This window comes from Intestinibacter sp. (assembly GCF_022780145.1).
Classification (GTDB): Bacteria; Bacillota; Clostridia; order Peptostreptococcales; family Peptostreptococcaceae; genus Intestinibacter.
The window spans coordinates 1-22,463 of sequence record NZ_JALEXO010000285.1 but is presented as its reverse complement, the minus strand read 5'-3'; the positions used below and the strand labels follow the sequence as shown (position 1 = coordinate 22,463).

Annotated in this window: 24 protein-coding genes and 1 riboswitch; of the genes, 23 read left to right on the top strand and 1 reads right to left on the bottom strand. The window is 30.5% G+C overall.

The window, feature by feature from the left end; translation table 11 throughout:
* The 3 genes from trsS to MR593_RS10820 form a co-directional block, all read left to right on the top strand.
* A partial coding sequence (gene trsS, locus MR593_RS10830) for a radical SAM (seleno)protein TrsS (RefSeq protein WP_290692753.1) occupies positions 1 to 1,193 on the top strand: 1,193 nt, incomplete at its 5' end.
* Between the two features lie 2 nt (positions 1,194 to 1,195).
* Positions 1,196 to 2,506 carry a DVU_1553 family AMP-dependent CoA ligase gene (locus MR593_RS10825; RefSeq protein ID WP_290692752.1) on the top strand — a complete coding sequence of 437 codons (1,311 nt, stop codon included), beginning with the start codon at positions 1,196 to 1,198 and terminating at the stop codon, positions 2,504 to 2,506.
* Positions 2,507 to 2,526: 20 nt separating this feature from the next.
* Complete coding sequence (locus MR593_RS10820; RefSeq protein WP_290692750.1) at positions 2,527 to 3,117, top strand: histidine phosphatase family protein; 591 nt, start codon at positions 2,527 to 2,529, stop codon at positions 3,115 to 3,117.
* A gap of 48 nt (positions 3,118 to 3,165) precedes the next feature.
* Here MR593_RS10820 and MR593_RS10815 read toward each other — a convergent pair whose 3' ends face one another.
* Complete coding sequence (locus tag MR593_RS10815) at positions 3,166 to 3,558, bottom strand: hypothetical protein (protein ID WP_290692748.1); 393 nt, start codon at positions 3,556 to 3,558, stop codon at positions 3,166 to 3,168.
* Positions 3,559 to 3,776: 218 nt separating this feature from the next.
* Positions 3,777 to 3,895, top strand: a riboswitch (molybdenum cofactor riboswitch).
* Positions 3,896 to 4,062: 167 nt separating this feature from the next.
* Here MR593_RS10815 and MR593_RS10810 point away from each other — a divergent pair.
* From MR593_RS10810 to MR593_RS10715, 20 genes are all read left to right on the top strand, one after another.
* On the top strand, positions 4,063 to 5,100 hold the full coding sequence (locus MR593_RS10810) for a molybdopterin-binding protein (protein WP_290692746.1): 1,038 nt from the start codon (positions 4,063 to 4,065) through the stop codon (positions 5,098 to 5,100).
* 82 nt (positions 5,101 to 5,182) lie between these two features.
* Positions 5,183 to 5,461 (top strand): hypothetical protein, encoded by a 279-nt coding sequence (locus MR593_RS10805; RefSeq protein WP_290692744.1) that lies wholly within the window; start codon positions 5,183 to 5,185, stop codon positions 5,459 to 5,461.
* Positions 5,462 to 5,534: 73 nt separating this feature from the next.
* Positions 5,535 to 6,683 carry a DUF362 domain-containing protein gene (locus MR593_RS10800; RefSeq protein WP_290692742.1) on the top strand — a complete coding sequence of 383 codons (1,149 nt, stop codon included), beginning with the start codon at positions 5,535 to 5,537 and terminating at the stop codon, positions 6,681 to 6,683.
* Positions 6,684 to 6,776: 93 nt separating this feature from the next.
* Positions 6,777 to 8,045: a dihydroorotase gene (locus MR593_RS10795; protein ID WP_290692740.1), complete on the top strand. Its 1,269-nt coding sequence runs from the start codon at positions 6,777 to 6,779 to the stop codon at positions 8,043 to 8,045.
* A gap of 110 nt (positions 8,046 to 8,155) precedes the next feature.
* Positions 8,156 to 8,704: a hypothetical protein gene (locus MR593_RS10790; protein ID WP_290692738.1), complete on the top strand. Its 549-nt coding sequence runs from the start codon at positions 8,156 to 8,158 to the stop codon at positions 8,702 to 8,704.
* Positions 8,705 to 8,780: 76 nt separating this feature from the next.
* Positions 8,781 to 9,113, top strand: a complete 333-nt coding sequence (locus tag MR593_RS10785; RefSeq protein WP_290692736.1) for a hypothetical protein — start codon at positions 8,781 to 8,783, stop codon at positions 9,111 to 9,113.
* Positions 9,114 to 9,228: 115 nt separating this feature from the next.
* The gene (locus tag MR593_RS10780) at positions 9,229 to 10,881 is read left to right on the top strand and encodes a M20/M25/M40 family metallo-hydrolase (protein WP_290692734.1); all 1,653 of its coding nucleotides are present in this window, start codon (positions 9,229 to 9,231) and stop codon (positions 10,879 to 10,881) included.
* A gap of 259 nt (positions 10,882 to 11,140) precedes the next feature.
* Complete coding sequence (locus tag MR593_RS10775; protein ID WP_290692732.1) at positions 11,141 to 12,193, top strand: Fic family protein; 1,053 nt, start codon at positions 11,141 to 11,143, stop codon at positions 12,191 to 12,193.
* A gap of 403 nt (positions 12,194 to 12,596) precedes the next feature.
* Complete coding sequence (locus MR593_RS10770; protein ID WP_290692730.1) at positions 12,597 to 13,544, top strand: ATP phosphoribosyltransferase regulatory subunit; 948 nt, start codon at positions 12,597 to 12,599, stop codon at positions 13,542 to 13,544.
* A gap of 11 nt (positions 13,545 to 13,555) precedes the next feature.
* Positions 13,556 to 14,206: an ATP phosphoribosyltransferase gene (gene hisG / locus MR593_RS10765; protein ID WP_290692729.1), complete on the top strand. Its 651-nt coding sequence runs from the start codon at positions 13,556 to 13,558 to the stop codon at positions 14,204 to 14,206.
* Positions 14,207 to 14,233: 27 nt separating this feature from the next.
* Positions 14,234 to 15,265, top strand: coding sequence for a histidinol-phosphate transaminase (gene hisC / locus MR593_RS10760; protein ID WP_290692728.1), 1,032 nt, complete (start codon positions 14,234 to 14,236; stop codon positions 15,263 to 15,265).
* Positions 15,266 to 15,286: 21 nt separating this feature from the next.
* Positions 15,287 to 15,865: an imidazoleglycerol-phosphate dehydratase HisB gene (gene hisB, locus MR593_RS10755; RefSeq protein ID WP_290692726.1), complete on the top strand. Its 579-nt coding sequence runs from the start codon at positions 15,287 to 15,289 to the stop codon at positions 15,863 to 15,865.
* Positions 15,865 to 16,473 (top strand): imidazole glycerol phosphate synthase subunit HisH, encoded by a 609-nt coding sequence (gene hisH, locus MR593_RS10750; protein ID WP_290692724.1) that lies wholly within the window; start codon positions 15,865 to 15,867, stop codon positions 16,471 to 16,473. Before hisB ends, hisH begins: the two co-directional genes overlap by 1 nt.
* 1 nt (position 16,474) lies before the next feature.
* Positions 16,475 to 17,188 carry a 1-(5-phosphoribosyl)-5-[(5-phosphoribosylamino)methylideneamino]imidazole-4-carboxamide isomerase gene (hisA, locus tag MR593_RS10745; protein ID WP_290692722.1) on the top strand — a complete coding sequence of 238 codons (714 nt, stop codon included), beginning with the start codon at positions 16,475 to 16,477 and terminating at the stop codon, positions 17,186 to 17,188.
* Positions 17,182 to 17,940: an imidazole glycerol phosphate synthase subunit HisF gene (gene hisF / locus MR593_RS10740; protein WP_290692720.1), complete on the top strand. Its 759-nt coding sequence runs from the start codon at positions 17,182 to 17,184 to the stop codon at positions 17,938 to 17,940. The genes hisA and hisF overlap by 7 nt, the downstream gene beginning before the upstream one ends.
* A 99-nt stretch (positions 17,941 to 18,039) precedes the next feature.
* Complete coding sequence (hisI, locus tag MR593_RS10735) at positions 18,040 to 18,429, top strand: phosphoribosyl-AMP cyclohydrolase (RefSeq protein ID WP_331474829.1); 390 nt, start codon at positions 18,040 to 18,042, stop codon at positions 18,427 to 18,429.
* A 371-nt stretch (positions 18,430 to 18,800) separates the two neighbouring features.
* Entirely contained in the window at positions 18,801 to 19,601 is an 801-nt protein-coding gene (locus tag MR593_RS10730) for a polysaccharide deacetylase family protein (protein WP_290692718.1), read from the top strand.
* 15 nt (positions 19,602 to 19,616) lie between these two features.
* Positions 19,617 to 20,582 (top strand): peptidylprolyl isomerase, encoded by a 966-nt coding sequence (locus MR593_RS10725; RefSeq protein WP_290692716.1) that lies wholly within the window; start codon positions 19,617 to 19,619, stop codon positions 20,580 to 20,582.
* Positions 20,583 to 20,987: 405 nt separating this feature from the next.
* A complete protein-coding gene (locus MR593_RS10720; protein WP_331474828.1) occupies positions 20,988 to 21,455 on the top strand; it encodes a cupin domain-containing protein in 468 nt (155 codons plus the stop codon).
* 145 nt (positions 21,456 to 21,600) lie between these two features.
* A complete protein-coding gene (locus MR593_RS10715) occupies positions 21,601 to 22,170 on the top strand; it encodes an HDIG domain-containing metalloprotein (protein ID WP_290692712.1) in 570 nt (189 codons plus the stop codon).
* Positions 22,171 to 22,463 lie beyond the last annotated feature (293 nt).

The following is a 22,463-nucleotide window of genomic DNA, read 5'->3' as shown; positions in this document are numbered from 1 at the left end:
AGCATAGACAAGAGACTTGCTGTGTACTACTTGAATTAACTGATAGATGCAACTTAAAATGCCCTATATGCTTTGCATCTGCTAATGAAGATGTCAAGCCTGATGTAAGTATAGAAAGAGTGGCTGAATATTTCGATTATTTGATGGATTGTGGAGGTCCATATAATATACAATTATCAGGTGGAGAGCCTACTATGAGGGACGACTTAGATCAAATAATCAAAATAGGTAGGGAAAAAGGATTTACCTTCTTCCAATTAAATACTAATGGTATTAGAATAGCTGAGGATGCAGACTATATCAAGAAGCTAGCTGAAGCTGGATTAAATACTGTATTTTTACAATTCGATGGGCTTACTGAAAAGCCTTATATAAGACTTAGAGGTAAGAAGTTGCTTAGAACTAAGCTAAAAGCAATCGAAAATTGTAAAAAGGCAGGCGTAGGGGTAGTATTAGTTCCTACTGTAGAAAAGGATGCAAATCTAGATCAATTGGGAAAAATAATAGAATTTGCGATAAACAATATGCCTGCAGTAAGAGGAGTTCACTTCCAACCTATTAGCTACTTTGGTAGATATGAAAATAGAGATGAAACATTTAGAATAACTATTCCTAAGATGATTAAGGAAATAGAAAAACAAATGAATGGCAAGATGAAGGTAGGAGACTTCATGCCAGGAGGAGCCGAAAACTCTTATTGCTCTTTCCACGCGAACTTCTTAGTCAATGAAGATAGAAGTCTAAGAGCTCTAGGAAGTAGAACTTCTTGTTGTTCAAAGCCTACTTCATCAAAGCAATCTAGAGAGTTTGTCGCTAAACAATGGTCTGCTAGAGAGGGCATAGACACAAATGAACCGATAAATTGTAGTTCTATAGAAGCAGAAGAAACTTCATGCTGCTGTTCATCAAAGCCGGAAGTTAAGGTAGAAGAAGCTTCATGCTGTTGCTCAAGTGAGTCTCCTAAAAAACAAGAAGTAATAGGAACAAAATCTTTAGATGATTTTATTGAAAGATTTGAAAAATACACTTTGGCTATATCTGCCATGTTATTCCAGGATGCATGGAACTTAGATATAGATAGATTAAAGCAATGCTATATACACGTTGTAAGTGACGATGAAAATATAAAATTAGTACCATTTTGCGCATATAATTTAACTAATACGAAGGGCGAGTATTTATACAGAAAATAAATATGAGACTGGATGATTGGATTAACAAAAAAATATTCGATAATGAGAAAGTTAAGTTGACTAGAGAGGATTTAGATAATTATCAGCTCGAAAGACTTAACTATCTTATCGAATACACTAAAAAAAATTCATCATTTTATAGAAAGCTTTATAAGGATATAGATAAGCTAAACTCATTAGATGAGATTACAAGGCTTCCTATAACTAATAAATACGATATATTAAATTGCGATAAAAAAATGGTATGCGTATCTCAAAGCGAGATATCTAGAATAGTTTCATTGAAAACATCTGGTACAACGGGAAAATCTAAGACTATTTATTTTACAGAAGAAGATCAAGCATTGACTGTCGACTTTTTTGGCGAGGGAATCAGTTTACTTACTCAAAAGGGAGATACTATGATGATTCTACTTCCATGTGAAAGGGAAAATGGTGTCGGCGACTTAATTAGAAAAGGACTGAATAATATCGAAGTAAAGCCAGTGCCTTATGGTCTTTTAGATACATTTGAGGACTGTGTAAATACTATCATAAAAAACAACGTAAACTCTATAGTCGGAATGCCTGTAGAGATTTTAGCTTTAGGAAGATATATAAAACAAAAAAATTTAGATATAAACATAAAGAGCATACTTTTAAGTGCAGACATGGTCAGCCGTGAAATTGTAGACGAAATAAGAGATGCTTATAATTGTGAAGTTTTTAACCACTTTGGTATAACAGAGGCTGGACTCGGATGTGCAGTAGAATGTTCATATCACACAGGTATGCATATCAGAGAAAATGATATACTCGTAGAGGTAGTAGATCCAGTCACAAAAGAACCACTAGAGGATGGAAAGCTTGGCAAGGTACTTATTACTACGTTAACTAGGGCTGCTATGCCTCTGATTAGATATGAAACAGGAGATATAGGCTCAATTGTCTCTGGCACTTGTCCATGTGGTAGCGTACTAAAGAGACTCGATTATATAGATTATAGAGAGGCAAATGTATTTTACTTAGATGACGATTCATTTATAAATATAAAAGATATAGATGGAAATTTATTTAAGATAAAGAATTTGATAAACTGTAAAGTTGAGATACAAGATAAATCTAAATTAAATATAAAATTAGCTGTTTTAGATTTGAATAATGAGAATCATGATAATGATTTATTAATTTTAGAGGCAAAAAAATTGCTGTTAAATATTGAATCTATTAAAAAAGCAGTAGATATAGGTCTATTAGAAATAGATATAGAAGTCGAATATACAGATAAATGGTTTCCTTATTATATGGGAAAAAGAAAAATTATATACGATTGATTTTTGATTTAGGAGAACATATGAATATATATTTAATAAGACATGGCAAGCTAAATTGGGAAGACGGCATTAAAAAATGTATTGGAATAACTGATATAGATTTAAGCCAAGAGGGTATACAAAAGGCAAAATCAAACGGTGTTTTTTTAAAGGATAAAAACATAAAAAAAATTTACACTAGCGATTTAAGTAGATGTAAAAAATCTGCTGAAATTATGTCAGATTGCCTAAATATACCGTATTTTGTAGATAGAGATTTGAGAGAGATAGATATGGGTATTTGGGAAAATAAATCGTTTAGTGAGATTAAAAAATTGTATCCACTTGAATACGAAGAGAGAGGCAATAATATTGCGACCTTTGATAAGCACGGTGGAGAATCGTTTGAAAAATGCTTTGAAAGGGCCAAAAACGCCTTAAATAGGCTTGTAATAAAAAATGAAAATGATAATATAGCTTTAGTAACTCATAGCGGTATAATCAAGTGTTTAATAGCTTATATAGATAAAATACCTCTAAACGATATATTGAGTATAAAACAGGACTACGGTGCGATAAATGTGGTTTCATTTGAAGATAAAAAATTTGAAATACTACAAAAAAATATATAAAAAAAGGTGTCATATAGGCACCTTTTTGGTTTTGATTTTATAATTTATCTAATGTTCGTGTCCATCACATCTAGCTTCATTACGACCTTTACCAGTTACATCTATGATTTTTTCAACAGCTATACTAGATAAAAATACGATTTCTGAAGGGTTGCCGTGAAGGTCTTCACCAGTTAATTTTATACCGTTAGAATTTTCGATATATGATAGAGGAACTGATCTTCTATATAGTTTATTAGTTGTATTGTCCTTTAGTTCCATTACTAATTCATCTGAGCTTATGAAATCTACGCGTTTTTCGTTATCTTCGCATATTTTTTCAGAGAAACAATCTAACACTTGATTCATAATTTGATTTTTTAAATTTAATAACTCTTTGTCATTTTTAAAATTAGATGATTCAATTATATTGTTTATAACGTCTTTTAATTCAGTATTCATATGAATAGCCTCCCGTCTAAATAAAAAGTAAAATATATATAAATTATACTACAAATATATGTATATTTGTGGGAAAAATGGAATTTATATGCATAGTTTTATCTATTTCAACATGAATTTAGTCTAATATTTTGTATTTTTGTGTATAGATATTGAATATTTCTGATTAAATTGACAAATTATAGTTAAAATGCTACTATTTAATCAAATATACAAATGTTAAACGATTTCTCCGATTTTAGTATTCTAAGGCTATTTTGCTATGAAACTTAAAACGTTAGGGTATATTTAGAAATGAATATGCCTCCTATTGGAAAGGAGATTTTTTTATGTATAGCGTAAGAAATCTTCTGTTGTTTAAAGAAGATTTTTCTTTGTCTAAAGAGATAATTTTCTTTTAAAACTAGAGTGAAATTTTTTAATATTAAGTGGACATTATAGACAGTCATAAATTAAAACGATGTAAATTACAAAAATAGTTTTGAAAGTTGAGGGTGATGTTGAATGAAATGTGTAAAAACTCAAGATGCTGTTGGACATGTTCTTTGCCACGATATAGTCCAAATAATAAAGGATGTAAAGAAGGATACAGCTTTTAGAAAGGGTCATATAGTGACAGAGGAAGATATTCCTGTTTTACTATCTTTAGGTAAAGATAATCTTTATATTTGGGAAAAAACAGAAGGTATTCTTCATGAAAATGAAGCAGCGGAATACCTTAGAGATATATGTTTAAATGAAAATATGACTGAAACACCTGTTAAAGAGGGTAAAATCGAGATTATCGCAGATGCAGATGGTCTTTTAAAAATAGATGTAGATAGATTAAAAGCAGTAAACAGTCTAGGAGAAATGATGATAGCTACTAGACACACAAATACAATGGTTAAAAAAGGTGATAAGCTTGCTGGAACAAGAATAATACCTCTTTTAATCGAACAAGAAAAAATGGAAAAAGCAAAGGAAGTCGCTGGAGACAAACCTATACTATCTCTACTTCCATATAAAAAGAAAAAAGTCGGTATAGTCACAACTGGAAATGAAGTATACTATGGAAGAATCAAAGATACTTTCGGACCTGTCGTAATGGACAAAGTAAAAGCATTTGATGCAGATATAATGGGTCAAGTTATAGTAAACGATGATATGGAAAAAATAACAAATGCAGTTTTAGATTATATAGACCAAGGTGCTGAATTAGTACTATGTACAGGTGGTATGAGTGTAGACCCAGACGACAAGACACCAGGAGCTATAAAAGCTACAGGAGCTAGAATAGTTTCTTACGGAGCACCAGTTCTTCCAGGAGCTATGCTTTTAATAGCTTATTATGAAAAAGATGGAAAACAAGTTCCAATAGTAGGTCTTCCAGGATGTGTAATGTACGCTGCTAGAACAATATTTGATTTAGTTCTTCCTAGAATAATGGCAGACGATATGATAACTGCTGATGATTTAGCTGATTTAGGATTAGGTGGATTGTGTTTGAATTGTAAAGTATGTACATTCCCTAATTGTGGATTTGGTAAGGGAGCAAAATAGATTTAGTTGATGATAAAAACCTTCTTTATAGTATTTATACTGTAAGGGAGGTTTAATTTATATATAGAGGGAGGATTATACATTGAAATTTGAAGAGTTAGATAAAAAGTGCCAAGATAATTTAATTGGTAAAATTGAAAGCGCTATATATACGTATTTAGAGTTAAGCCATATGGAAGACGATTTAGAGCTTCCAAGTCAAGCAGAATACGTAGAGTTTTTCAATTTATATGATGAAGATTATGAGGTAGATGAAAATGGAGTTGCAAAGAGCGTAGTTCCAAACGAGCTTCACAGTAATTACGATGTAGAAATAAAAAATTGTAAAGTAATATTAAAAGTGTGCAAAAAAAATGTATAATTATATTGATAAATCCCATTAATTACATTACTGGGATTTATTTTTGCAATTAATAAATGATTGAAGGTGTAATATGAAACAAGTAAGTATAAGAAAATGTATTAGCTACGACTACGATGTTTTAAGGGCGTCATTTGAAAAATTAATGAAAGATATAGGTGGTATTGAAAAATTTATTCAAAGGGGCAGTAGAGTGCTTATAAAGCCTAATTTAGTTATAAAAAAATCTCCAGAAGAAGGAGCTACAACTCATCCCATTTTAGTTAGAATTTTATGTGAGGAGCTTTTGAAGCTAGATTGCAAGGTCGTGATAGCTGAAAGCCCTGGAGGACCTTATAGTAAAAGCATATTAAAGGGAATTTACGATGTATGTGGTATAGTTGATGCCGTCAAAGATCTAGATGTAGAGTTAAATTACGATACATCTGAAACAGAAGTACATAATGAAGAGGCTAGGTATTTAAAAACTATGAAGATAATCACCCCTATAACAGAGGTCGACCATGTCATAAATTTGTGTAAATTAAAAACTCATAAAATGGCTAAGTACACAGGAGGAGTTAAAAATTTATACGGAGTTATTGTCGGCATTCAAAAGGCAGAAATTCACCACAGATTTAAAAAAGAGGAGCAGTTTTGTGAAAATGTACTATTAGATATTTGCCAGTATATAAATCCTTCACTTACAATAATGGACGGCATATACGCTATGGAGGGAGAAGGCCCTACAGCAGGAGATGTAAAAAAGGCAAATGTACTTCTAGCATCTAGTAGTCCATATGCACTAGATATAGCTGGATGCAAGCTAATAAATTTAGATCCAAATAAAGTCGGTACAGTCAGAGGATCTATAAAAAGGAATTTAATAAAAAATGATTTTTCCGATATAGAGTTTGTAGGCGATGATATAGATAGCTTAGTTTTAAAGGATTTCAAAATACCAGTCACGAGCTCTGATTTTAGGCTTTTATCGCTTAAATTTCCAAAGCCAATTGGAGATATAATAGATAAAATAATAACTCCAAAGCCGGTAGTAAAAGAAAATCAATGTATAAAATGCGGAAAATGTAGAGAAGTCTGCCCTGCAAAAGTGATAAAGATGACAAAAGATGGTCCAAAGATAGATTTAAAAAACTGTATTAGATGTTACTGTTGCCATGAACTGTGTCCTCAGAAGGCGATTTATATTAAACAAAATATATTTTTTAAATTAATAAAATAAATGAAATAATCTATAAAATAATGTAAAATATTATATAAAAATATATAAAACTGTAGAAAGGAGTATTTAGTAGACAAGCTACTAAAGAAAATTATGATTTTAATAAAAAATGGAAGATTAATAGACCCACTTTCTAAAAGAGATGAGATAGTAGATATAGCTATTGAAAATGATAAAGTAAAACAAATAGCTAAAAATATAAAAGAAGAAGGCTTCGATGAAGTAATCGATGCATCAGGATGTGTAGTATCTCCAGGACTTATAGATATACATGTACACTTTAGAGATCCAGGACTTACTTACAAAGAGGATATAATAACAGGTGCGAAGGCTGCTGCAAAAGGAGGATTTACAACTGTTGTATGTATGGCAAATACAAAGCCTGTAGTGGATAATGTAGAAACTCTAAAATACGTATTAGATAAAGCAAAACAAGCTGATATAAATGTACTTCAAGCATCTACAGTCACAAAAGGGCTTAAAGGAAAAGAGCTTGTAGACTTTGACGAAATGCTAAAAAATGGAGCTATAGGATTTACTGACGATGGTATACCTATAAAACACACAACTGTACTTTATAATGCAATGAAGAAGGCTAAGGAGTTAGATGTGCCTATAAGCTTACACGAAGAAAATCCTTCTTTCATAACTAAGGCTGGTGTAAACGATGGTAATGTATCGAAGGCTCTAGGGCTAGAAGGAGGAGCTACTGCTTTAGCAGAAAACGTGATGGTTTCAAGAGACGTAATGATAGCTCTAGAAACAGGTGCTAAGGTAAATATCCAACATATAAGCTCAAAGACTGCTGTTGATACAGTGAGATTTGCAAAATCACTAGGAGCAAATGTATTTGCAGAGGCGAGTCCACACCACTTTACACTAACTGAAGATGCAGTTTTAAAACACGGTTCACTTGCAAAGATGAATCCACCACTTAGAACAGAAGAAGATAGATTGGCTATAATAGAAGGTCTTAAAGACGATACTATAGAGATAATAGCCACTGATCACGCGCCACATGCTAAAGAGGAAAAGGAAAAAGCATTTACACTATGCCCAAGCGGTATAACAGGACTTGAAACATCTCTAGGACTTGGCGTAACTAATCTAGTTAAAGCAGGCCACATAGATTTAATGCACTTACTAGAAAAAATGACTATAAATCCTGCTAAGCTATACAAGCTAGACAGAGGATTTATAAAAGAAGGTGCAATTGCAGATATAGTAATATTCAATGAAGACGAAAAATGGCAAGTAAAGGACTTTGCTTCTAAATCAGAAAATACACCATTTATAGGTGAAGTTTTAAATGGAAAAATAAAATACACAATAAGCGAAGGTAAAGTAGTTTATAGAGGATAAACAAAGGAAAATATGCTATAATTTACTTATCAGGTATTATCTAAGCGCTATTATAAACTCATAGGTACTATCTGAATATTGTTATATACTTATATATTGGGGGAAATTAGATGGAACATAAACATGAAGAAGGCAAATTTAATTTTGAGTTTGAGGAGAATACAAGTCTTGAAGACAAAATAAGAATTATTGTAAATGAACAAATAATAAAACCTTATTCACAAAAAGCAAGCAAAGAAGCAGAAGTATATATATACTATACAGAAGCAGAACAAAGATTAGTACCATTAGAAAAAGAAATGGCTTTTAGAATACTTAGTACTTGGAAGCTAGATTTATACGATGTAGATTTCGATGAAATCGTCGATTCTTTAATTTTTATTCCAGAAGGACGTTTTATGGATTCACTTTTCCATACTAAGATTTTAAGATTATTACCAGCAGGAGTGACTATACATTCAATCGGTATAAGTCCTACTCTTGCAGAAAGACTTACATTAGCTATGGGTCATGCTATTTCAGAAATGAGCTGTACTTACTTTACATCACTTAGAAAAGGTGAAAAAGTAGAAGCTAAAGACGTATATAAATACGAAACATTTGTAAATTTAATAGACGATTATTTAGTAGAATACAATAAGCATCTTGTTAAGTGGTAATATTTAATGATTTTAAAGTGAGCACTTTCTTATTTTAGTGGGTAAAAGCTAAAATTGATTTTAGGGGGGCTAAATAATGGCTAGAGGTAAAAAATACCATGTTTTCATGGAACATATAACAATTGACAATATGACATTGATGAAGTACAGAAAGATTCTAGACGACTACATAAAAAAACACGATTTGTGGGATGTAAACACTAGAGAATGTTGGTTATTCGATTTAATAGACTTTAAATTACAAGGCAATGCAGGTCTTTGCTATAGAAGTATACGTATGCTTGAAATGCACTGGGGATTTGACAGTGATAACGACGATATAGATTTCTATATAATAAGACATATGCAAGCACTTCAAAAGAAGATATTAGAAGAAGAAAAGGCTGAAAAAGAAGCCGAAAATAAATAAATTTAATAATAAAAATAATAAAACTATTAGATAATAAAGCTTTTATTGTCTAATAGTTTTTTGCATAGATGACATAGTTGATGTACTTAATTTTATGAATAGAGGGGGTACTTTTATGTACAATTCAAAAAAGGAGCTTTTAGATTTGACATTGAAATTAGTAGGGGAAAAGACGATTTCATCTACTTCTGACGAAAAATATGGCATAGAATTAGTCGCTAAAAAGCTTATGGAGATAGATTATTTCAAAAACAATAAAGATAATATCTACATAGGAGATGTAGCAGACGATTTAGGAAGGACGCTTTTATGTGCTCTATATAAATCTAAGAAAAAGACAGATAAAACTGTTATTTTGATAGGACATATAGATACGGCAGATATAGAAAACGCGGGGAATTTTAAGGATTTTATATTAAAGCCTTATGAATATACTAAGGTCTTAGGAGAAAATATAGCTCTACTAGATGATGAATCTAGAGAGGATTTACTATCTCAAAAATACCTGTTTGGAAGGGGTATAATGGATATGAAGATGGGTGTTGCGATGGAGATTGCCACTTTAGAATATTATTCAGAGAGAGACGATTTTGAGGGTAATTTACTTATGGTTACAGTTCCAGATGAGGAGTCAAATTCTAAGGGGCTTATAAAAGCACTTCCGTTTGTAAATAAAATTGTAGAAAGAGAAAATTTAAGACCTGTGGCTGTATTAAATGCTGAGCCTGATTTTGGAAATTATCTAGGTGATGACGGTAAATACATATACACTGGAAGCTGCGGTAAACTGCTTTTAGGGATTTATTCAACGGGAGTAGAGGTCCATGTAGGAGAGAGCATGTGCGGACTAAATACGAATTTAATATCTTCACAGATTATTCAAAATCTGGAATTAAACGTGGATTTATGTGAGAAGGTAGAAAATGAATACACTATGCCGCCGACTTGTTTAAAATACGAGGACAGCAAAAAAGTCTACAACGTTCAGATGCCGGAATCGTCTATTATGTATTATAATCTACAAGTATTTGAAAAAGGACCTCACAAAATAGTAAATGAGATAAAATCACTTTGTGAAAAATCAGCTCAAAACACTGTAGATCTCGTAAATAAATCTAGAAAAAAATATAGAGAGCTTGGAAATAAAATAAATATAGACCAAAATCTAAATATAAACGTATTTACTTTCGATGAAATATACAAAAAGGCTTATAAAAAATACGGAGAAAAATTTGAATTAGAATTAAAAGAAAATATAAAAATATGGCTAAAAGATAAATCTCTAGATGAAAGAGATGTATGCAGCAAGATAGTCGATTTTGTAAGTAAGTATATAAAGGAAAGGGATCCGATGATAGTCGTTTTCTTCGCTCCACCTTATTACCCTAGCGTAGGAGCAAAAGAAGAAGACGCAAATTACAGTTTGGTAAAAAAAATAGTCGAAAATGTCCAAAGCTTTGCAAAAGAAGAGCTAGATGAAGAAATAAATACTCAGAGATATTTTAAAGGCCTATCTGATTTGAGTTATTTTAGCTTGAGGGATTCAGAAGAGGTAATGAAGTACTTAAAGCCTAATATGCCTTCTCTAGGTTATAATTACGATATTCCATTTGAGGAAATCAAAAAATTAAATCTGCCTGTGTTCAGCTTTGGACCACATGGAAAAGATCCACATAAATGGACAGAGAGAATATTAGTAGAGTACTCCTTTGAGAAAGTACCTGTAATTTTTAGAGCATTAATAGAAAATATTTTGCGTATTTTATAACAAAGTCAAATTAAAAATTTTTATATTAAAATAATAAAATAAGAATAAAGAAAAACAAAGTAAAATAAAATAAATTATTTAAATCTGACTATTTTACTTTGTTTTTTTATTTATTTTGCAGAAAAATAAATGTTTTTTAAACAAATAGAAAAATGGTAAAAACTGTACGAAATTGTAAGAATGTTAAAAATATGATAAAATAAAGTCAAAATGAGATAATTATATATTAAAAAGTGAAATTTAGGTTTGGAGTGATTTTATGGAATATATTATGGGGAAAAAATTGCTAGATATGCCTGTCAATATGAAGGTTGTCAAAATGCTATCAGCTATAAATGAGAGCAAAGGGCAGCAGATTATCTATAAAAAGCAGCCAAAAGAGGTTTTAGAAAAATTGACAGAGGATGCACTATTAAATTTTACTATCGACTCATGTGAAAATGTTTTTTTAGAACAAAATGATTTCAGAAAAATATTTTCAGGAGAAGTAAAGCCAAAAACTAGGGAAGAGGTAAGTATAGTAGAATTTAAAGATATTTTGAAAACAGTAAATAATGCTTATGAAGATATGAAAATAAGTTCACAGACAATACTTGAACTTCATGGATATTTGCATCGTTTTTCTTTAGTAAGAGGGGGAAAATATAGAACTGAGGAAAATGATTTTTTACAAACTGACTTTTTTAGGGAAGAAACTTTTAACAATCATGGAATATTGATCAAAAAAAATATCGAAGACAGATTGAATAAATACATAGATGATTTATGCGCAGAGTACAACAAGTTGATTATGGAAAATGAGATAGACAATTTGATAATTATAGCTTCATTTATAATGGATTTTATATTGATATCGCCTTTTCCAGAAAATAATATAAAAATGGCTAAATTGCTTACAGTGCTTCTATTAAACAAAAATGGATATGAAGTAGGAAAATATGTAAGCTTAGGTAAAATATACGATGAAAAGACACAAATATATTTTAAAGGATTATTTATTAGAAAAAACGACACAGATAAATTCTACTACAGCGTAAATAAATGGTTGGAGTATTTCTTGAAATTCGTATTAGATGGATATAAAACTTTAAGTGAAGAGCTTAATTTAAATGCTATTAAAAAAGAAACTAAGACTAAGAGAATAGAAAAGATAGTAAATTCAACATTAGGTTATTTTACAAAAGACGACATAAGACTCCAATGTCCAGATATACCAGAGCCTACAATAAATCGAGTTTTCAACAACTTGAGAAAGAGTGGTAAGATTGAGGTCGTGGCAAAGGGAAGAAGTGCGAAGTGGAAGAGAGTATAATTTTATAAAAAAAAATTAATATTTAAAAAATTATTGCAAATTCTAAATATTTGTATTATTATCTATAGTATCAAAAGAAATTGGTAAAAATAGTATATATTGTTGAATATATAATCATAATTTTAATTAAACTAAAAAATAACTAAGATGGAGGAATGGGAAGATGAATTTAATAAATAGACAATTTAATATAGTAACAATAGAAAAATTAAATCATCATCACCATCATAGCTCTTAGGGATTGTATTATGAAGAAAGTTTTTCATAGATGCAAGCCCTATTTGTGTTAGCTTAAAGGCTTGAGTCTATGATGGTAGAGAAATCACTAAACCATGTAGGTAAAAGCCTACATGGTTTTTTATTTATCAAAATAAATCAGACAGAAAGGTATACAGGTGATTAAATGAAATTTTTAAGAATTCAAGACGAATTAAATTTTGCTAAGAAAAGATATGAACTTACAAAGAAAATAGAGGAGTCTTTTGTAGATGCTGGATTTATACAAATTAAACCAGAAATATTTGAAGAATACGATCAAATAACAAAGGTAGATAAAAATATATCGACAAAATCAATGGTAAAGGTCGTAAGCAATAAAGTAATGGTTTTAAGACCAGATATAACTATAAGCCTTATGAAGAGCTTGATTCCTAGATGGGAGGATGATTTAAACTTAAAGCTATTTTATCATTCAACAGTATATAAAAATAAAAAAGACAATGATGGAATTATAGAATGTAGACAGTTTGGATGCGAATACTTAGGAGAACCTTCAATAGAAGCAGATAGAGAGGTAGTAAATCTAGCATTTAATATATTTAGAAAGTTTACAGATAAATTCTTACTTGAAATAGGTAGTGGAAATTATATAGATGGATTTGTAGAAGAATTAAATATAAGTGAAGAAAAGGAAAGAGAATTTAAAAAGCTATTATATAGAAAAAATAAACCAGAATTAGAGATATTTGCAAATAGCTTGGATGTAAGAGATGAGTTAAAAGAACTTATGTTAAATATTTTAACTATTAGAGGTACTTTAGAAGAAGTAACAGAAAAAGCAAATAAATACTTCACAAACGACAGAATGAAAAAAGGAATACAACAATTAAACACAATAAGCACTTTAATATCAAAGGAAGACCTAGATAAATATACATTATTCGATTTATCAATGGTATCAAAATTAGATTACTACGATGGAATAATGATGAAGGGCTACTTTGGAAACTTATACAAAGAAATCCTAAGCGGTGGTAGATACGATCAGTTGACAGAATCTTTTGGAAGAAGAGTTCCTGCGATAGGATTTACAATTTACTTTGACGCATTAATGGAAGCTATTAACAGATAGGAGAGGGAAATATGGACAATTTAACAATAGCAATAGCAAAGGGAAGAATAGAAAAAGATATCTACAGAAGACTTCAGGTCTTAAATATGGAGAAATGGATAGATAGGGATTCTAGAAAATTAATATTTACAGATGAAGAAAACCATATAACATATATTCACGTTAAACCAAGTGACGTAGTGACATACGTTGAAAAAGGCGTTGCAGATTTAGGTATAGTTGGAAAAGATACAATACTTGAAAATGAAAACGAAAGTGAAGTATACGAGTTATACGATTTAGGCTTTGGAAAATGTAAATTCTCTGTAGCTGGTATGAAAGGCAAAAAAGAAAAATACCTTACATCTGAAAACTTAAAGGTAGCTACTAAATACCCAGTTATAGCAAAACAATTTTTTAAAGCTAGAGGTCAAAAGATAGATATCATAAAATTAAACGGTTCAGTAGAATTAGGACCAATAGTAGGCTTATCAGATGTAATAGTCGACTTAGTAGAAACAGGAAACACAATAAAGGCAAATGGACTTGAAGTGTATGAAGATTTATTCGATATAAGCGCTAGAATAATTGCAAATAGAGTTAGTTATAAATTCAATTATGACAAAATTCAAAAAGTAATAGACTTATTTGACTCAACAGTTAAAAGTACAGATTATAAATAATAAATGAAAAAGTGAGGAGAGATAATTATGAATAGAGAAAAAGAAAGTATAAGAAGTTTAGAACCATATGTAACAAATCCGACAGTATGTTCAGTTAAATTAGATGCAAATGAAGGAAACAGTGAGCTTTATCTAGATTTATTAAAAAATCTTGCAGAAAGCGACATAACATTAAATTACTATCCAGACGATTCGTATACAGATTTGAAAAAGGCGATAAATGCTTACGTAGGATACGAGCCTAAGAATATAACAGTTGGAAACGGCTCAAGTGAATTACTAGATTTATGTATAAAGACTTTTGTAGACAAGGATGAGAAGATTTTAAGCTTGGACCCAACTTTTAGTATGTATTCAATTTACGCTCAAGTTTTCAGTGCAAAATACATAGGAGCAAAGGCAGAAGAGGACTTTGAATTAAATGTAGACAGTATAATAGCTGAAATAAAAGAAAGCGATCCAAAATTAGTTATACTATGCAATCCAAACAACCCAACAGGAACACTTCTTACAAAAGATGAAGTTAGAAAAATAGTAAAAAGCACAGATGCACTTATAGCTTTAGATGAAGCTTATATGGAATTTTCAGATGAATCTCTAATAGATGAAGTCATGGAATACGACAATTTATTAATAGTAAAAACTCTATCAAAGGCATTTTCACTAGCAGGAATAAGAGCTGGATATATAGTTGCTAATGAAGAATTGATAACTTCAATTGAAAAGGTTAGAGCACCATACAACCTAAATTCACTATCAGCATATATAGCTACTAAGGCTCTAGAACAAAAAGAAAGAATGTACGACTATGTAAAAGACGTTAGAGAACAAAGAGAAGTAATATACAATGCTCTAGTTGATTTAAAAGTAAAAGCATATAAATCTGGTGCAAACTTCGTATTCTTCAAAAGCGATATAGAGGATTTACAAAAGAAATTAGTCAAAAAAGACGTGCTTATAAGAAAATTCAGTGGAAAATTAGATGGATATTACAGAGTATCAGTTGGAACAAAAGAACAAAATCAAAAATTCTTAGAAGCATTTAAAAGCGTTATGTAATAAAAGATTTAGGAGATAAATATGAGAAGTTATAAAGTAGAGAGAAACACACTAGAAACTCAAATTTTAGTAGAAATAAATTTAGATGGAACAGGAAAAGCAGACATAGATACTGGAGTTGGATTTTTCGATCACATGCTTACACTTATGGCATTTCATGGAAAATTTGATATGAAGGTAAAATGTCATGGCGATACTTATGTAGATGATCATCATACGATTGAAGATATAGGAATAGCATTAGGGGAATGTGTAAAACAAGCTTTAGGTGACAAACGTGGAATAAGAAGATATTCTACAGTTTTCATACCTATGGATGAGGCTTTGGCTAGAACTAGTATAGATGTCAGCAATAGACCATTTTTAGTTTTCAATGCCGATTTTACAGATGAGAGAGTTGGTAATATGACTACTCAAATGGTAAAGGAATTTTTCAGAGCATTTGTAAACGAGTCTAGAGTTACACTACATATCAATTTATTGTATGGTGAAAATGATCATCACAAAATAGAAGCAATATTTAAATCTTTTGCGAGAGCATTAAAAGAAGGAATAGAAATAATATCAGATGAAGTTGCTTCATCAAAGGGGGTTTTATAATGAATAATATTATAGTAGATTACGGTTTAGGAAATTTAGGGTCTGTAATCAGAGGATTTAACCGCGCAGGCATAGAAACAAAATTATCTAAAGACATAAATGAAATAAAAAATGCAGATTCACTAATACTTCCAGGAGTTGGGGCTTTTGGCGATGCCATGAAAAAATTAAACGAATTAGAATTAGTTGAACCTATAAGAGAATTTGCAAAAACTGGTAAATTTATGATAGGTATCTGCCTAGGAATGCAAATTATGTACGAACAAGGTACAGAATACGGAACTCACGAAGGTCTTGGACTAATAGAAGGTTCTGTAGACTTTTTAGATATAGATTTAAAGGTTCCTCATATGGGATGGAACAATTTAAAATTTGAAAAAGCTGACGATCCAATATTAAAATACATAAAAGAAGACGATTACGTTTACTATGTTCACTCATACTATGCAAACTCTTCAAATAAAGAATTAGTAGCTTATTCAGAATACGGCAAGAAAATACCAGGACTTGTTAGAAAAGGAAACGTATATGGATTACAATTCCATCCAGAAAAAAGTGGACAAGTCGGAGCAGATATATTAAAAGCATACAAGGAGTTGATTTATTAATATGATAATTTTTCCAGCAATAGATATAAAGGACAATAAATGTGTCAGACTTACACAAGGAGATTTCGACAAGGTAAATGTATATGGAGAAGATCCATCATTAATGGCTAAAAAATGGGCTTCATATGGAGCAGAGTTTATACATGTAGTAAATTTAAATGGTTCAAGAGATGAAGTCGGAATAAACGACGCTACTTTAGCAAAGGTAGCAAAGGCAGTCGATGTTCCAATACAAGTAGGTGGAGGAATAAGAGACGAAAAAAGAGTTAAAGAGCTTTTAGATTTAGGAATAAACAGAGTTATAGTAGGTACTATGGCTATAGAAAATAAAGCATTACTAAAAGAATTAATAGATAAATACGGAGCTAGTAAAATAGTAGTTTCAATCGATGCTAAAAATGGAAAAGTAGCAACTCATGGATGGGAACAAGTAAGCGACATAGATTCAGTGGATTTATGTAAAGAGCTTGAACAAATAGGAGTCAAAACTATAGTCTACACAGATATATCAAAAGACGGTATGCTTTCAGGACCAAACTTCGATATATATGAAGAATTATCTAAGAAGACTTCACTAGATATAATAGCATCAGGTGGAGTAACTTCAATAGACGATATAAAAAGATTACTAGATATGAACATGTACGGTGCAATAATAGGTAAGGCACTTTATGATAACAGAATAGATCTTAAGGAGGTACTAGATTTATGTTAACTAAGAGAATAATACCATGCTTAGATGTTAGAAACGGAAGAGTTGTAAAAGGTAAAAAATTTAAAGATATACAAGATGTAGACGATCCTGCTACTTTAGGAAAATTCTACAGTGAAAGTGGAGCTGACGAATTAGTTTTCTACGATATAACAGCTTCTAATGAAGAAAGAAAAACTTCACTAGAATTCGTAAGCAAGGTTGCTGAACAAATAAATATACCATTTAGTGTCGGTGGTGGAGTAAGCAGCATAGACGACTTTACAAATATACTTAACCAAGGTGCTGACAAGGTTTCAGTTAACTCATCAGCAGTTAGAAATCCAGAGCTTATAAGAGAAGCTTCAGAAAAATTCGGGGCACAATGCGTCGTTTTATCAATGGATGCTAAGAAAAATGACGAAGGTTCTTGGAGTGTATATGTAAAAGGTGGAAGAGAAAAAACTGACCTAGATGCAATTAAGTGGGCTATAAAGGGTGTAGAGCTAGGCGCAGGAGAAATAGTTGTAAACAGTATAGATGAAGACGGTATGAAAAACGGATACGATATAGAATTGCTATCTAAAATAACAGCTGCTGTAAACGTGCCAGTTATAGCATCAGGTGGTGCAGGAGAAATGGATCACTTTGTACAAGCAGCTAAAGAAGCAAATGCAGACGGAATACTTGCAGCTTCAGTTTTCCACTTTGGCGAAATAAAAATAAACGACTTAAAGAAATACATGAAGGAACAAGGTGTAGAAGTCAGATTATAAATTATATTATAAAAATTATAGATAGCCTTTACATTTTTAATGTAAGGGCTAGAATACTATTATTTTAAATAATCAATCTAAAAAATGAGGAGTACAATAATGAAAGGATTAGTTACGACAGACAAAACATTAAATGGAAAGATAGATTTTGACGCAATAAAAAATTTAAAATTCGATGAAAGAGGCTTAATACCTGCAATAGCACAAGATGTAGACACTGGTGCAGTTTTAATGCTTGCATATATGAATGAAGAATCTATAAAAAAGACACTTACAGAAAAGAAGGCATGCTACTTTAGTAGAAGTAGACAAGAATTATGGACTAAGGGATTGACTTCAGGTCATATTCAAGATGTTCAAGGCCTATACTACGATTGTGACGCAGATGCTATACTTGTTTTAGTTAAACAAACAGGGGTGGCTTGCCATACTGGAAACTATTCATGCTTTTTCAATCCAATGATGGAGGTACCTGAGGAATATAGATAAAATCTTTATGAGACAACATATTATATGCTAGAGTATTTATTTGAAAAGATATTGAATATAATGGATAAATAGAATAAATAAAAAATAAGAATAATACGATCGATTAAAAAATAAACAAGAGTAAAGGCGAATTTACTATTGTTTATTTTTTTGAAAAAAATGTATTTATATGTAACTTGATTTTTTTGTTACAACATTGTTAATGTTTTTTTATTGACTATAAGGATATCGAGAATACAGATGATGTATCAGGAGGTGAAATGTTACAACATTGTTAATGTTTTTTTATTGACTATAAGTTCTTGATGTAGGAAAATAAGAAATAGAGATATTTGATGTCAAAAAAAATAAAATAATGAGGGGGAATCGCTTTGAAAACAAAAAAGAAATTAGTGATAATAACTTTAATCATCGCAGCTTTAGTAGCACTTGTTGGATGTTCTAATAGCAATAAAAAATTAAGTGAAAATGAATACAAAAGAAATGCTACGTTAGCATCGACTACAGTATCAGATATAATCTACGATTCATCAAAGGAAATAAATAAAGGACCTACAAAAACTTACGGTAAGGTTGCTCATATTACTATAGATGATGGACCATCAGAATATACTGATAAAATGGTTGAAATATTAAAAAACAACAATGTCAATGCAACATTTTTTATGGTAAATGGAAATATGGAAGCATTTCCTGAACAAGTAAAAAATGCAGTAAAAGCTGGAAATACTGTTGGATTCCACAGTGTGAGCCACGACATACACAAATTGTATAAGACTTCTACATCTGCAAAGGAAGAATTTGATGTTTGTGCAAAAACTTTTACAAAAATAACTGGTGAAACTTCTAAGGTTATAAGATTGCCATTTGGTAGTAAACCATTTACTCCTCAATCTTCTTACGATAATTTAGTAGCTTCTGGATATAAATTATGGGACTGGACTTTAGATACTGAAGACTGGAAATCTACTTCACCACAAATAATGGCTAATTTGAAAAAATATGCAGTAGGTGACGATATAACTGTTTTAATTCATGAAAGAAAACAGACAGTAGCTGTTTTAGATGACATAATTAAATATCTAAAATCACAAGGATATGAAATACTTCCAATAGCACAAAATCAACAAGAACAAAATTATTGGAATGGAAAATTAGGAAGTCAAAACTAAAGGTAGGTGAACGGATTGAAGAAAATATTATATTTAGGATTAGTAGGTGCTCTTTGCCTATCAATGGTGGGATGCTCTAATGGCAACGCATTTAAAGTAGGAGAAACTGAAGTTTCAAAAGATGAAGTTGAAAAAGTAAAATCTATATTAGTTGCTACAGCAGGATATACAAATAGGGATTACTTAGCTGAATTTAATAAATCAGAAGATGATAAAGAGGCACAAGAAGAAATAAACAATCAAGTAGTATCTTATATGATAGATAATGAAGTTGTGTACGAACAAGCAGAGAAGGATAAAATAAAAGTTACAGATGATGAAGTAAATCAAAAATATGATCAAATCAAAGGTGTATTAGATTTAAACACAAATTACAAGAAATTGTTGGATGATGCAAATGTAGATGAGGATTACTTAAAGGAAACTATTAAAAAAGATTTAATGGTTCAAAAATACAGAGAAAAATTTGAAGAAAATATAAAGGTTACAGATGAAGAAATCCAAAAATACTACGATGCAAACAAAAAAGATTTCGAAGAAGAATCTGTAGAAGCTTACCATATACTAGTTACAACAGTAGATGAAAATGGCAAAACAGTAGATGATTCTAAAAATGAAGAATTAAAATCTAAAGCTGATAGTATACTAGAAAAAGTAAAATCAGGAGAAGATTTTGAAAAGCTAGCTAAAGAAAACTCTGACGACCAAAGCACTGGTAAAAAAGGCGGATATCTAGGATACTTCACTAGAGAGGATAAAAACGCTGAATTTACAAATGAAGTATTTAAACTAAACAAGGGCGATATATCAGATGTATTTGAAACTCCTTTTGGATATGAAATAGTTAAAGTAACTGACAAAAAGACAGAACAAAAATCACTAGACGATGTAAAAGATCAAGTCGTAAGTAAAATACTTGCAGATAAATACTTAGAACATATAGCTACTTTAAGAGATAAAGCTGAAGTAGAGAGATACTAAAATTTAAATATATTAGATAATTTGAAAATAAAAATGGTTAGGCATTTGGTATAAACATGTCTAGCCATTTTTTATTTACAAATATATATAAATCTAATTAGTTTAGAAACATTATTTATAATGAATAGATTTTATTTTGGAAAAAGATATGTTTAGAACTATAATTCTTCACAAAGTTCTTAAACATATTTATAATGGAAGTTGATATAGCGGTGTAGCTTCGCTAGAGTTGGGTGTAATTAAGTATATTTATTAAATATATAGCATAAATATTATAAAGATTATAAAAAGGAGTTGATAATTATATACAACCAAAATCCATATCTTTTTGGGTTTGGTCCTCAAATGTGGTATATGTATCCATATCCATTTTGGATTAATCCTCAAATGTACAATAGTATGTGTATGAAAAATTGTTTAAATGGTCAACAAGCATATATGTTTAATTACAATACAAATACTATGAATCTAAAGGATTACGGGCCAAACCCATTGGCAATCAATATTAACGATGTAGCTAAACAAAATAATACTTTTCGAACAGCTTTGTGGACAGGAGAAAATTTACAAGTTACACTTATGAGTATAGATGTGGGAGATGATATAGGCTTAGAAATCCACGAAACAACTGATCAATTTATACGAATTGAAGAAGGTCAAGCAATTGTGGTGATGGGAGATAGTAAAAATAATTTAGATTTTCAAAAGAGAATTTACGATGACTTTGCTATAGTGATACCTGCTGGCAAGTGGCACAATGTTATCAATGTAGGTAATCAACCGCTTAAATTGTATGCAATTTATGCTCCACCTCATCATCCGTTTGGTACAGTTCATCAAACTAAGTCAGATGCACAAGCTTCTGAACATTAAACTAAATTATGATTTAACAAAAAGCATTAGAATTTATCTAGTGCTTTTTATGTTTGTAAATATTGATAAAATTGTAAAAGAATTATATAATCTATATTAAGAATTTTCATAATAAATAATTATACATAAATAAGGGGTGGTTTACATGTATCCAACAAGAGAAGAAGCATGGGAAATATTTACAGAATATAATAAGGACGAACATTTAATAAAACATGGATTGACAGTAGAAGGTGTAATGAGACATTTTGCTAATTTATATGGTGGAAATCCTGATGAATGGGGTGTAGTCGGATTATTACACGATGTAGACTATGAATTATATCCAGAAGAACACTGCAAAAAAACTATAGAAATATTAGAAGCTAAAGGCATAGATCAAGAAGTAATACGTGCTATAATAAGCCACGGTTACGGACTTGTAAACGATGTTAAACCAGAAACTGACATGGAAAAAGTTCTATACACTATAGATGAATTAACAGGGCTTATAACTGCAGCTGTTATAATGAGACCATCAAAGAGTGTTTTAGATATAACAGTTAAATCAGTTAAGAAAAAATACAAATCTAAAGGCTTTGCAGCTGGTGTAAATAGAGAAGTCATAGAAAATGGATGCCAAATGCTAGGCAAAGAATTAAACGAAGTAATAGAAGAAACTATTTTAGGTATGCGTGAAGTTGCCGAAGAAATAGGACTTAAAGGAGATTTATAATAAGTTGAAAAAAATCTGTTTCTACAATATATGGAAGCAGATTTTTTTTATTTGTTGGAAATTATATTATGACATATTTTTTGAAAATACGATATAAAATAATTTGTAATTCTTTGTTTAGTTGTAAATATAAACAAATTTTTACAATACTTTACAATACATTGTTGAAAATTAGTTTATATAGTATTATAATGCCAATTGTCAAATTTGATTATGAGACTTTATATCAAATATAACAACTAAATTATACGAGGAGGATTATAAAAAATGGTGTTTTCAGATTTATTATTTAT